This is a genomic window from Brevibacterium linens ATCC 9172, assembly GCF_900169165.1.
In the GTDB taxonomy this organism is placed as follows: domain Bacteria; phylum Actinomycetota; class Actinomycetes; order Actinomycetales; family Brevibacteriaceae; genus Brevibacterium; species Brevibacterium linens.
Genome location: NZ_FXYY01000014.1, coordinates 1 through 12,303, shown reverse-complemented (window position 1 = coordinate 12,303; position 12,303 = coordinate 1). Strand labels below are relative to the sequence as shown.

13 protein-coding genes are annotated in these 12,303 nt (G+C 65.7%); 3 read left to right on the top strand and 10 right to left on the bottom strand.

What is annotated here, in order from left to right:
• Positions 1-25 precede the first annotated feature (25 nt).
• The 3 genes from prcB to dop are packed head-to-tail and all read right to left on the bottom strand — an operon-like array spanning position 26 to position 2,557.
• Positions 26-823: a proteasome subunit beta gene (gene prcB / locus BLIN9172_RS11360; RefSeq protein ID WP_101555194.1), complete on the bottom strand. Its 798-nt coding sequence runs from the start codon at positions 821-823 to the stop codon at positions 26-28.
• 1 nt (position 824) lies between these two features.
• Positions 825-1,016: a ubiquitin-like protein Pup gene (locus BLIN9172_RS11355; RefSeq protein WP_025778371.1), complete on the bottom strand. Its 192-nt coding sequence runs from the start codon at positions 1,014-1,016 to the stop codon at positions 825-827.
• 11 nt (positions 1,017-1,027) lie between these two features.
• Positions 1,028-2,557: a depupylase/deamidase Dop gene (gene dop / locus BLIN9172_RS11350; RefSeq protein ID WP_101555246.1), complete on the bottom strand. Its 1,530-nt coding sequence runs from the start codon at positions 2,555-2,557 to the stop codon at positions 1,028-1,030.
• Positions 2,558-2,589: 32 nt separating this feature from the next.
• Between dop and BLIN9172_RS11345 the strand changes: the two genes are divergently transcribed.
• Positions 2,590-2,994, top strand: coding sequence for a DUF3054 domain-containing protein (locus BLIN9172_RS11345; protein ID WP_101555193.1), 405 nt, complete (start codon positions 2,590-2,592; stop codon positions 2,992-2,994).
• Between the two features lie 17 nt (positions 2,995-3,011).
• On the opposite strand, the gene arc is transcribed toward BLIN9172_RS11345, so the two are convergent.
• Genes arc through BLIN9172_RS11330 form a run of 3 tightly spaced genes read right to left on the bottom strand, consistent with a single transcriptional unit; the run spans position 3,012 to position 6,940 of the window.
• Entirely contained in the window at positions 3,012-4,664 is a 1,653-nt protein-coding gene (gene arc, locus BLIN9172_RS11340) for a proteasome ATPase (RefSeq protein WP_101555192.1), read from the bottom strand.
• A complete protein-coding gene (locus tag BLIN9172_RS11335; RefSeq protein ID WP_101555191.1) occupies positions 4,661-5,734 on the bottom strand; it encodes a tRNA (adenine-N1)-methyltransferase in 1,074 nt (357 codons plus the stop codon). Before BLIN9172_RS11335 ends, arc begins: the two co-directional genes overlap by 4 nt.
• Positions 5,735-5,779: 45 nt before the next feature.
• Positions 5,780-6,940 (bottom strand): site-2 protease family protein, encoded by a 1,161-nt coding sequence (locus tag BLIN9172_RS11330; protein ID WP_025778376.1) that lies wholly within the window; start codon positions 6,938-6,940, stop codon positions 5,780-5,782.
• 127 nt (positions 6,941-7,067) lie between these two features.
• On the opposite strand from BLIN9172_RS11330, the gene BLIN9172_RS11325 reads away from it, so the two are divergent.
• Positions 7,068-7,877, top strand: a complete 810-nt coding sequence (locus tag BLIN9172_RS11325; protein ID WP_101555190.1) for a RecB family exonuclease — start codon at positions 7,068-7,070, stop codon at positions 7,875-7,877.
• Between the two features lie 3 nt (positions 7,878-7,880).
• Here BLIN9172_RS11325 and BLIN9172_RS11320 read toward each other — a convergent pair whose 3' ends face one another.
• Complete coding sequence (locus tag BLIN9172_RS11320; RefSeq protein ID WP_101555189.1) at positions 7,881-8,555, bottom strand: HAD family hydrolase; 675 nt, start codon at positions 8,553-8,555, stop codon at positions 7,881-7,883.
• A gap of 22 nt (positions 8,556-8,577) precedes the next feature.
• On the opposite strand from BLIN9172_RS11320, the gene BLIN9172_RS11315 reads away from it, so the two are divergent.
• Entirely contained in the window at positions 8,578-9,408 is an 831-nt protein-coding gene (locus tag BLIN9172_RS11315) for a proteasome assembly chaperone family protein (protein ID WP_101555188.1), read from the top strand.
• 56 nt (positions 9,409-9,464) lie between these two features.
• Here the strand turns inward: BLIN9172_RS11315 and mshC are convergent, their stop codons facing one another.
• Genes mshC through BLIN9172_RS11300 form a run of 3 tightly spaced genes read right to left on the bottom strand, consistent with a single transcriptional unit; the run spans position 9,465 to position 12,167 of the window.
• The gene (mshC, locus tag BLIN9172_RS11310) at positions 9,465-10,724 is read right to left on the bottom strand and encodes a cysteine--1-D-myo-inosityl 2-amino-2-deoxy-alpha-D-glucopyranoside ligase (protein ID WP_025778380.1); all 1,260 of its coding nucleotides are present in this window, start codon (positions 10,722-10,724) and stop codon (positions 9,465-9,467) included.
• A 60-nt stretch (positions 10,725-10,784) separates the two neighbouring features.
• A complete protein-coding gene (locus BLIN9172_RS11305) occupies positions 10,785-11,597 on the bottom strand; it encodes an SCO1664 family protein (RefSeq protein ID WP_101555187.1) in 813 nt (270 codons plus the stop codon).
• Between the two features lie 6 nt (positions 11,598-11,603).
• Entirely contained in the window at positions 11,604-12,167 is a 564-nt protein-coding gene (locus BLIN9172_RS11300) for a DUF3090 family protein (protein ID WP_101555186.1), read from the bottom strand.
• Between the last annotated feature and the right edge of the window lie 136 nt (positions 12,168-12,303).

The following is a 12,303-nucleotide window of genomic DNA, read 5'->3' as shown; positions in this document are numbered from 1 at the left end:
TTTCGCGGTGGCTGTGCCGCACTCATCACCGAGCGGTGGCCGTGCGGCGGGCGACGACCTCGGTGGCGGTGTCCAAGACGGTGGCCGAATCGACCTCGGTGACCCCGTTCTCGAGGTCGACGGTGACGATCGTCGGGGCGATCTGGCGGACGAAGTCCGGTCCGCCCGTCGCCGAATCGTCGTCGGAGGCGTCGAAGAGAGCTTCGACGGCCACGGAGATCGCCTGCTCCTGGTCGAGATCGGCCCGCCACAGCTTCTTCAGTGCCCCGCGGGCGAAGCCGGAACCGGAGCCGATGGAATGGAACCGGTGCTCTTCGTACTTTCCGCCGGTGACGTCGAAGCTGAAGATCTGGCCCTGGGGTCGCGATTCGTCGACTCCGGCGAACAGCGGGACGACGGTCAGTCCCTGCATCGCCAGGCCGAGGTTTCCGCGCAGCATCGCCGCGAGTCGGTTGGCTTTGCCGTTGAGCGACAGGCGGGCGCCTTCGATCTTCTCGTAGTGTTCGAGTTCGAGTTGGAAAAGCCGGATGAGGTCGAGGGCGACAGCGGCAGTGCCGGCGATGCCGATGACGGAGTAGTCATCGGCGGCTTTGACCTTCTCCATCGAATGCGAGGCGATGAGGTTGCCGATCGTCGCCCTCCGGTCACCGGCCATGAGGATTCCGCCGGCGGTGCGGAAGCAGATGATCGTCGTGCCCTCCGGGGACTGGTCGGCCAGATCTCGGGTTCCGGGATGCGGCAGCGCTTCGGGCGCCAGGGAGCGGGCGAGTTCGACGAACGAGTTGCTCGTCGAACTCAAGAATGCAGGAGGGAATCCTGCCATCTCATTGGCCGCCCTTCTGCACGAAGTTCTTGACGAACTCCTCCGCGTTCGACTCGAGCACACCGTCGATCTCGTCGAGGATGGAATCGACGTTCTGAGTGTTGATCTGTCCTTGCACGGCCTCCGGCGGATCGACGGGGGCATCTCCCCCACCGGACGATTTGTCTCTCTGGACCTGTTCCTGCGAGCTCATCTCACACTCCTTCAGAAGTTCTTCGAATTCAGTCTATCCACTCCGAGTGCCTTCAGCAGGCCCTCGGCGGTCGCGATTCCCTCCACCCGATCGGCGAGCAGCTCCCGGGTGCCCTTGAGGGGTTCGTGCATGGGCAGACGCACTACCCCGAAGGATTCCGCGTTGACCACGAGCGAATCCCAGCTCGCGGCCACGAGATCCTCCCCGAGGCGGCTGACCGCCACGGAGCGCAGGAACGCCCGGGTCCCGTCGGGAGCGTTGACCACGGCGGCTTCGACCTCGGCGTCGGTGGTCATCCGGCGGATGCGCCCGGCACGTTCGAGCTTGTGGAAGAGCCCCTTCTCCGGGCGCACATCGTGGTACTGGACGTCGATGAGGGCCAGCTTCGGATGGTCCCAGTCGATGTCCTCCCGTGTTCGGTAGCTCTCGAGCAGCACCCACTTGGCGACCCAGTCGATGGAGTCGGCGAGAGTCTTCGGGTCGGTCGAGAGTCCGTCGAGGAACCGGCGCCACTCGGCGAGCACCTGACTCGTCTCGGCATCGTCGGGGTCTGCGTGTTCGAGGCAGGCTGAGTAGAAGGCCTCTTGGATCTCGAGCGCCGTTGCCGTCGTCCCGTCGGTCAGCGGCAGCGGGGTGGTCAGGCTGAGGTCGTGGCTGACGTCCCACAGCGACTGCAGGGCATCGGCGAGTTCGATCCGCGGTGCCAGCCCCGCCTCGATGAGGCCGAGGACGAGGGAGGTCGAGCCGAAGCGGACGAACGTGGCGGGCTCCGCCAACGTGGCGTCGCCGATGATGACGTGCAGCCGACGGTACTTCGCGGGATCGGCGTGCGGTTCGTCACGAGTGTTGACGATCGGACGCCGCAGGGTCGTCTCGAGTCCCACCTCGGCTTCGAAGAAGTCCGCACGGGATGAGATCTGAAACCCCTTGCCCTCGCCCTCGCGGCCGATGCCGACCCGTCCCGATCCGCACAGGATCTGCCGGGTGACGAAGAAGGGGACGAGGCCGGCCACGAGGTCGTCGAAGTCGGTGGACCGGTCGACGAGGTAGTTCTCATGGGTGCCGTAGGAGGCTCCCTTGGAATCAGTGTTGTTCTTGTACAGATTGACCGGTTCCGCGCTCTTCTCCAGGGTCCGCACCGACTCGAGGGCGACGAGGTCGCCGGCCCGGTCGAAGGTGACGATATCGCGTGGGGTGAGCACTTCCGGGGAGGAGTATTCGGGATGAGCGTGGTCGACGTAGTAGCGGGCGCCGTTCTCCGTGACGACGTTGGCCAGGTACTGGGCTTCGACATCGTCCTGCGGGAGATGGGTCAGCTGCGAGACGTCCGCATCGGCGATGTTCATGAAGAAGCCGCGAGCGTCGGCCAGCGGAGACTCGGTGGCGAAGTCCCAGAAGTTCTGGGACGACTTCAGTCCGCGCGGCCCGGCATAGGCGTCGACGACACGAGCCGAGTCCCGCATCGGGTTCGCCCGCGGGTTGCCCGGCTGGCTGAGGCCGAACTCCGTCTCGGCTCCCATGACGCGTCCGACTCTGAGCATCTGCTTCTCCTCCACGGTCTAGACTCGGGGACGTGGCAACGAAGAAATCTCATCTCCCCATCGCCCTGATCGTCGACCTCGTTCTCGTGGTTCTGTTCACGATCGTCGGTCATTACACACATTCTCACAATTTCGATCCGCAGGGGCTGATGACCACAGCGTGGCCGTTCGTGGCAGCCCTCGTCATCGCCTGGCTGCTCACGGCCGTCTGGGATCGACCGATCGCTCCGCTGGCCACGGGCACCGGCGTCTGGGCGATCACGGTCCTCGTCGGACTCGTTCTGCGCGGAATCACCGGTGCCGGCGGCGATCCGGGTTCGGTGCCGGTGAGCTTCATGATCGTCGCGACCTCGCTCAATCTCATCACCCTGGTCGGCTGGCGTCTCATCGCCACGGCCGTCTCCGGCGGTTCCGGCCGCCGCAGACGCGGCCGCTGAGCGCTGCTCTACCCGATTCAGACGAGATCGGAATTCGGCCGCACCTCGGCGATCTCGGTCTCGTACGGCACGGTCGGGGCTCCCCTCGTCGTGTCGAGGTGCATCATCCGCAGATGGGTGACGCGCTCTCCCTTTCGCCCGGAGATCCGTGCCCATTCGTCGGGGTTCGTCGTGTTCGGCAGGTCTTCGTGTTCGCTGAACTCTTCGGCGATCGCATCCTCGAAGTGCCCGGTGCGCAGACCGCGTTCGCCGGTGTCGAGCAGCGACTTGATCGCCGCCTTCTTCGCCCGGTCGACGATGTTGTGGATCATCGCCCCGGAGGCGAACGCAGAGAAGTGAAGGACTTCCTTCGAACCGTCGGCGTAGCTGACCTCGACGAACTCGTTCTCCGGGGTCTCGGCGAACATCCGTTCGACGCAGCTGTCGATGAGTGCCGAGACTGCCTCGGCGGGGGTATCGTGGCCGGCGAGCACGCTCGAGTGCAGCGGCAGCTCGGCGGTCAGATACTTCTCGAAGATGTCGCGGGCCGCCTCGGCGTCGGGGCGTTCGATGCGGATCTTCACATCGAGTCGGCCAGGGCGCAGGATCGCGGGGTCGATGAGATCCTCACGGTTCGAGGCGCCGATGACGATGACGTTGTCGAGCTGCTCGACGCCGTCGATCTCGGTGAGCAGCTGTGGGACGATCGTCGTCTCCACGTCCGAGGACTTGCCGGTGCCGCGTGTGCGGAACAGTGATTCCATCTCATCGAAGAACACCACGACGGGGAACCCGGCTGAGGCTTTCTCTCGCGCTCGGGCGAAGATCAGGCGCAGCTGGCGTTCGGTCTCGCCGACGTATTTGTCCAGCAGCTCCGGACCTTTGATGTTGAGGAAGTAGGTCTTGCTCGTGCGGACCGTCCCCGTGCGATCGGCCAGGGAATTCGCCACGGCCTTCGCGATGAGCGTCTTTCCGCAGCCGGGCGGCCCGTAGAGCAGGATGCCCTTGGGCGGTTTGAGTCCGTGCTCGGTGTAGAGCTCGGGATGTTCGAAGGGCAGTTCGACGGCATCCTTGATCTGCTCGATCTGGTCTGCCAGTCCGCCGATGTCCGAGTAGGTGATGTCGGGGACCTCTTCGAGCAGCAGCGAGGAGACCTCGGGCTTCTCGACGACCTGCAGGGCGTAATGGGTGCGGGTGTCGACGACGACGGCGTCGCCGACGCGCAGTCCTGCGTCGACGAGATCGGCGGCGAGGGTGAAGACCTGTTCGTCATCGCCGGGGGCTCCGACGAGGATCCGCTGGGAATCGACGAATTCGCGGACGTTGACGACCGATCCCACGGGTGGGAAGTCGCCGGTGCCGATGATGACGAGACCTTCGGACAGCAGAACGTCGGCTCCGGCTCGCAGACTCTCGGGCTCTATCTCGGGGGCGACGGCCACACGCATCCGGCGGCCGCCGACGATGACATCGGCAGTCACCGCGTTCTCGCCGAGCGCGATGAGTGTGCCCCAGTTGTTCGGCGGCTCAGTCAGGCGCCTGGCCTCCTCCTTGATCCGGCCGAGCTCATCACGGGCCGTGCGCAGAGTCTTCGACAGTGCCTCATTGCGTTTTCCCGCTGTGTAGAGCTGCTGGCGCAGGGACGCGGTGTCCTCGCGCAGCTTCCTCACTTCGGTCGTGGTCTCCGTCATCGATCCTCCTTCGGCCCTGTGCTGGTGCCGGTCGGGCTGTCTGTGACATCTGTGGGCTGCGCCTCTGCGGAGCCTCCGGGCTCGGTGCGCAGGCGTCTGCCGGCCTCTCGCATCACCCGGCGCAGCTTCTTCCCGTGTGCGGTGCGGGTGCCGATGGCCGCCTCGGTGACTTCCGGTTCCGTCCACGCCGCCACATCCTCGGCGGCCGCGGTGGCCCCCTGAGGACGTTTCTTCTTCTCCAGCGGGCTGATGCCGTCGGCCATCCGGCGGGCCATGATGAGGAACCCGGTGTGGGCGATCATCCGGTGGTCGGGGCGGACGGCGAGTCCGTCGACGTGCCAACCGCGGACCATGGCCTCCATGGACTCGGGTTCGGCGAACCTGCCGGTGGCGCGCAGGGCTTCGACGAAGCGGGAGAGCTGCGGGACGGTGGCGACGTAGGCGATGACGATTCCCCCGGGTGTCAGGGCTTCGCTGACCGCCTCGAGCGTGTTCCAGGGGGTGAGCATGTCGAGGACGACGCGGTCGACGCTGCCGGGGCCGAACGTCTGCGGCAGGGTCTGCGCGAGATCGCCGACGGTGACCGCCCAGTTGTCCGGTTCGCCGTCGAAGAAGTCGGCGATGTTGCCGGCCGCGATCGTCGCGAACTCCTCACGCAGTTCAAACGAGTGGACGGACCCGTTCGGGCCCACGGCTCGCAGCAGCGCCATCGACAGGGCTCCGGATCCGACGCCGGCTTCGACGACCGTGGCCCCGGGAAAGATATCGCCGAGGGTGACGATGAGTCCCGAATCCTTCGGGTAGACGACTGCGGCGCCACGGGGCATCGAGAGCACGAAGTCTTCGTAGCGTGGGCGGAAGACCTGGAAGTCGATTCCCCCGGTGTTCGCGACGATGATTCCTTCTGTGCGCCCGATGATGTCGTCGTGGCTGATGAGCCCCTTGTTCGTGTGGAAGTGCTCACCCGGGGCGAGCACGAAGGTGTGCATCCGCCCCTTGGGGTCGGTGAGTTGGACCTTCTCTCCGGCGCCCAGAACGCGCGGGGGCCGGGAATGGAGTGGCTGAGTCATGATGTGTCCACTCTACGCTGGTAAGGAATGCCTCACACAACCGGTTCAGGCTGCGAGCAGCTCGTCGAAGAACTCCTGCAGGTCGATGACTCCGATCAGGGTGTTGCCGTCCATGACCAGGCTGAACTGCGCCTTGGGTCGATGTGTGAGCGATTCGAGCAGGTGCGGGGCGGTGATGTCCTTGGGCACGCCGATCCATCCGGCCAGGGGCCGGGCGACCTCACCGGCGGGAACGGCGTCCAGGGTCTCGGCGAGCCGGCCCGCTGCGGCGTGTCGGTCGACGAGACCGTACGGCAGGCCCTTCTGGTCGAGGACGACGATGAGTGTGCGCTCCTTCGCGTTCCCAAGCGTGTTCGCATAGTCGAGGGTGTCGGCCAGGTCGGCGTCCCAGGTGGCCGCGATCGCCGGTTGGATGACCTGGGAGAGGTCGTAGGTCTCCATCTTCCGGGCCCGTTTGGCGTGGGTCGCGGCATCTCCGGCGGAGAACCACAGCATGATCGCGATGAGTGACATCCAGGCGACGGTCAGCGGGTCGGGTCGTTCGCCGGCCAGCAGCGGGGTGATCACCGACCAGCCGATGAAGCCGACGGCGATGATGCGGCCGACCCAGCTGGCCACGATCGTGCCCAGAAACTGTGACCCGGTGATGCGCCACATGATCGCCTGCAGCGCCCAGCCGCCGTCGAGCGGGATGCCCGGCAGCAGGTTGATGGCGCCGAGGGCGACGTTGGCGAAGGTGACGGCGATGAGCAGCAGCCACGGCACCGAGGTGGGGCTGGCGGCACTGAGGCACCACCATCCCAGCAGGGCCAGAACGATGTTGACGATGGGGCCCACGATCGAGATGACGAAGCTCGTCATCGCCGCTTTGTCACGCGGGTTGTCCATCTGCGGTTCGAACCGGGTGAACCCGCCCCAGATGTTCAGCTCGATCGCGGCGACCTTCTGCCCGTAGAACTGGCCGGCGACGCCGTGAGCGAGTTCGTGGAGGAAGACGGAGGCGAAGAGGAGCACGGCATAGGCGAAGGCGACGAACCAGGCCCCGATGCCCAGATCCGGTCGGACCTGGTTGAGCCACGGTGTGAAGAGGATGGTGATCACGATGGCGGCGAGGAACCACGACCACGCCAGAATCACCGGAGCGCCGAGGACGGTGCCCAAGCGCAGACCCGATGACGCACCGGGGTGGTGGTTTTTCGCGGCCATTGAAGGGGTTCCTCCGGTCGATGTCGTGGTCAGCGGACCACTGAGGGTCGGTTACTCAGCCTAACAGCGACCACGCTCCGACCGCTGGTCGCCACGTCGTGTCCGGGCAGGTCGTTACAGTGGAGTTATGGCCGAGCTCATCAGTCTCTCGCCCTCCCGGGCCAACGACTTCATCCAATGCCCTCTGAAGTTCCGCTTCCGCAGCATCGACAAGCTGCCGGAGCCGCCTTCGCAGGCGGCGTTCCGCGGCACGGTCGTCCATTCGGTGCTCGAGAAACTCTTCACCGCACCGGCAGGCGAACGCACGGCCGAACTCGCGCAGACGATGCTCGTGCCGGCGTGGGAGGAACTCGTCGAGAAGGATCCGGAGGTGCTCGAGATCTTCGGGGACGACGCCGAGAAGGAGACGTTCTTCACATCGGCGCGTCGGCTCATCGATTCCTACTTCGTGCTCGAGTATCCGGAACATCTCGAACCGGAGGAGACGGAGAAGTTCGTGCGGACGACACTCGACAACGGTCTCGAACTGCGCGGCTTCATCGACCGGGTCGACGTCGCCCCGGGTGGCGAGCGGCGGCTCGTCGACTACAAGACGGGCAAGCAGCCGAAGCCTCAGTACGGGCGGGAGGCGAAGTTTCAGATGGGCTTCTACGCTCTCGTCGTCTACCGCCTCTCCGGCGAACTCGTCCACACTCTGCAGCTGATGTACCTGGGTTCGCGCAGTGTGCTGAAATCCCACCCGACGATGGCCGAGGTCGAACAGACGCAGTTCGAGATCGATGCCATCTGGAACGACATCATCGCCTCGGCCGAGTCGGATCGGTGGCGGCCGAAGAAGTCACCGCTGTGCAATTGGTGCACGTTCAAGCCGCTGTGCCCGGCCTGGGGCAATACCGCTCCCCCGACCCCGGAGATCACGAAGATCGTCGGGGCTTAGGGTTCAGGCGCTCTGCTGAGCATGCAGGCGTCGCAGGTCGGCGACTCCGCGGCCTTCGAGGCTGTCCCACAGGATCCGGCCCGGACGGGGCTCGAGGTCGACGAAATGCGGGATCCCGATGGCAATGGTTCCCGCCGCCTCGGCACTGGCCAGACCCGGCTTCGAATCCTCCAGGGCCACGCAGTCGGCCGGGTCGAGGCCGAGCAGGGCGGCTCCGCGCAGATACGGCTCGGGATCCGGTTTGCCGGCGGAGACCTCATCGCCGGAGACGAGACCGGCGAAGCTGTTCGGCGGACAGCTGGAGATGACCGCCTCGGCCAGTGGTCTGTAAGACATCGTGACCATGACGTTCGGGATGCCCTCGGCCTTGAGCTCGGCCAGCAGCTCCAGCGCACCGGGCCGGAACGGCACGGATGCTCGGATCTGTTCGATGACGTTGCCCATCAGGGTCTCGACGATCTCCTCGGCGGGCAGGTCGAGACCGGCCTCGCGCATCATTCGAGCGGAGACGATCAGCTCGTTGCCGACGAATTCGAGCCCCTGCTCCTCCGACCAGGACAGCCCGTGGGCGTTCATGAGTTCGGTCTCGGCGCGGATCCAATACGGCTCGGTGTCGACGAGGGTTCCGTCCATGTCCCACAGGACGGCGGAAGGGTCGGCTGATGCGTGGTTCGTCATAGGCCCAGCGTAGTCTGGAACCATGAGTATTCTTCCATCCGGGTCCGGGGCACTCGTCTTCATCGCCTTCGAAGGTCAGGATGCCGATGCTTCCGAAGCGGCGAGTTCGCTGGCCAAGGATCTCATCGAGGTCTGGCACCTGGACGATTCCGAAATCCTCGACACCGATGGGTTCTACGAATTCCGTTTCTCCGAACCCGAGATCATCCGCGATGAGGCCGGAACGGCGTCGATCGCCTGGCCGGGTGTCGCGGTGCATCGGGGCCGCCTCGGCGAGTTGCCGATCACGGTCATCCAGGGGCACGAACCGGGGCTGAAATGGCGGGAGTTCCTCACCCTCATTCTCGCGCACGTCGGTGACGACGATACCGTCGTCCTCCTCGGTGGGCTCCATGCCGAGGTTCCGCATACGCGGCCCCTGCCAGTCGTGGCCAACACGGAGGACGCTGAGCTCGCGTCCGGGCTCGGCATCGACGTCAACGGCTATGAGGGGCCCATCGGCATTCTCGGACTTCTCGCAGTCGCCTGCCGCTGGCGCGGAATCAGGGCGATCAACCTGTGGGTGGGCGTGCCGGACTATCTCGCAGAGTCTCCGTCGCCGAAGGCCGAGCTCGCCCTGGCGAAGGCGGTCGAACGCTATGTCGGCATCGAGATCGACATCCATGTGCTCGAGGAGGAGAGCCGGGCCTGGGAACTCGGTGCCGACGAACTCGTCTCCTTCAACCCGCGGCTGGCAGAGCTCGTCAAGGCGTTGGAGAAGCAGAACGATTCGGCGGACCTGCCGGAGGCCAGCGGAGACGCCATCGCGGCCGAGTTCGAACGCTATCTGCGCAAACGCGGCCGCGATAAGTGAACCACGCTCATTCGGCGTTCAGGCGGTGAGGGCCGAGCGATGTCGGTCGAGTGATATCAGTCCAGCAGGCGGATGCCCAGGAGGGCATCGACGGCGTCGGCGACGCGGTCTCCGCTGAGCGCCGCGGTCTCCGAGGGTTCGGAGTCCGCATAGTGTTCGGCCCATTCGTCGAGGATCCCCAGAGCTCGCGGGCTGTCGAGGTCATCGGTGAGTGCTTCCCGCAGCAGACCGATGATGTGCTCGCGCAGACCCTGGCGACATTCGGATTCGCATTTGGCCGCATGCCTCCATGATCGCAGGCGCGCCTCGGCGATGGACAGCTGCTCGTCGGTGAAGCTCCAGTCGCTGCGATAGTGGTTGGACAGGATCACGGTGCGGATGGCCATGGGGTCGACTCCGCGTTCACGCAGCTTCGAGACGAGGACGAGGTTGCCCTTGGACTTGCTCATCTTCTCGCCGTCGAGGCCGACCATCCCGGTGTGCATATAGGTCTTCGCCATCGGCGTGTCCCGCCAAGCCGAGGCGTGGGCGGCGCTCATCTCGTGGTGCGGGAAGATGAGGTCGCTGCCGCCTCCCTGCACATCGACGGGGAAGCCGAGGTACCGATCGGCGATGACTGTGCATTCGATATGCCAACCCGGACGTCCCCGGCCCAGTGCTCCGCCGTCCCAGGACGGTTCGCCTTCGCGTTCGGCCCTCCACAGCAGCGGGTCGATGGGATCCTCTTTGCCCGGGGTCTCGGGGTCTCCGCCGCGTTCGGCCGACAGTGCGGCCATGGTCTCGGCATCATCATGGCTGACGGTGCCGAACGGCGGAGTGATCTGTGTCGACACCCGATAGTAGACGTCACCGTTGTCGAGGGTGTAGGCGGCTCCCCTGTCCACGAGGTCGCGGACTCCGGCGGCGATCTCGTCGACGGATTCGACGACGCCGATGAAGCTGGCCGGCGGGATCACCCGCAGGGCTTCCATGTCTTCACGGAAGAGCTGGATCTGGGAGGCAGCGAGTTCGCGCCAGTCGGCTCCCGTGGCGTCGGCGCGCTCCAGCAGAGGGTCGTCGACATCAGTGGTGTTCTGGGCGTAGTCGACCTCGAGGCCCGCGTCGCGCCAGATCCGGTTGAGCAGATCGAAGGCCACATAGGTGGCGGCGTGCCCGAGGTGCGTCGCATCGTAGGGGGTGATGCCGCAGACGTAGAGTCGAGCGGTCTGCTCGGATCCGCGCAGTCGGCGCGGGCTGCGGGTGCTCGTATCGAACACCGTGGGCACCTTGCCGGTGCTGGTCAGACGGGGCAGTTGAGGTTCGGGCCATGACTTCACGGCACCCAGCCTAACCGAGAGGCAGGCGTTCGGCACTTCCGGGTTGACGTGATACCGCTTTCAGATCGGCGGCCAGGGAATGACGGTGCGATCGTCAGGTGCTTCGGGGAAGAACTCGGCGGCGAGAAGCCGGTTCGCCCGGTCTTCCAGGGCCTGGATCTCGTCGGCCGACAGGCAGTCGTTCAGCTGCGTCCGCAGCGTTTCGCCCATGGCGGCGACTTCCTGCAGAGCATCGATCTCTTCGGCGCAGAACGAGGTGCGAGAGAAACCCCACAGCACGGTGCGCAGCTTCTCCTCCCGGTGGAAGGTCAGCCCGTTGTCGATGCCGAAGACGCCGATGTCGGACGCGGCGGTGCTCGGCAGCGTGCTGCCGGTGATGACATGGCCGGCTTTGCGGTCGGCGTTGTTGGCCAGCAGGTCGAAGAAGGCGATGGTGCGCAGGGCACCGTCGACGGAGTGGGAGAGCACGAGGTCGCGGCCGTCTTCGGTGCGCAGGGCGAAGATCGGGGTGTGGTCGACGGGGATCGCGCTGACCGTCGACAGGGTCACCGCTTCGTCATCGTCAGAGGCTTCGACGTAGGCCTGCAGGGATCCGCGGCCGGCCGGCAGATCGTCGCGCAGCACCGTCGGCGGGACCACTCCCAGATCGAGCGCGGACGACAGCCGGTAGGCAGCGACCTCGCGCAGAGCCAGGGTCTGCTCCGGGAAGTCGATCAGGGGCCGTTCGCCGGAGATCGGTTTGTAGACGGCCTTGATCGCCCGGCCCGCGTGTTCGAGCACGAGCAGCCGGGTGTCATTGCTGGCGCGTGGGATCGCGCCCATCTCCGTCCACTCCCCCGCAGCCAGTGCGTCGAGGACAAACCCGTGGTCCATCACCGATCAGGCGCGCGGGATCCCGTTGGCCCGGGGGCACAGGTGGCCGTCGGGTTCGAGCGGGAGGGAGCAGAACGGGCAGTCTCCGCGTCCGGCACTGATGACCTGTTCGCCGCGCCGGGCGAACTCGCGGGCGGCGGCGGCGTCGAGGACGATGCGCAGGACCTCTCGTTCGACCTCGTCGTCATCGGGGTCGGCAGAGGTTCCGGCCTGGGCGTCCGCCTCGGTGAGTTCGAAGCACTCGATGACGAGTTCGTGTTTGACGGTATCCCAGCCCAGGCTCATCGTGCCGACACGGAACTCCGGTTCGATGGGAACGTTGAGTCCCGCGTTGTCGATGAGATCGTCGAGCGCCGTCTGCGGCACCCGAGCGGCCGGGTCCTTGATCATCACCATGTCGAGCAGTTCGGTGATCCGGTCGGAGAGGATCTCGACCTGTTCCTTCTCGACGACCACGGTCGTGAGCGCGGTGCCGGATTTCGCTTGGAGGAGGAACGTCCTCTCGCCGGGAAGTCCGATTGTGCCGACGACGAAACGATCGGGTGTGGGGTGGTCGTACAGAGCTGCCATGTCTTCAGCCTAGTGTCCTGCGCCGTAAATTCGTGTAAGAAGTTGTAGAATGGAGTATGCCTCGCACCGGTCGTCCGAAAGCTGAACTGATCCTCACCGATGAAGAACACCAGACGTTGACTCGCTGGTCCCGTCG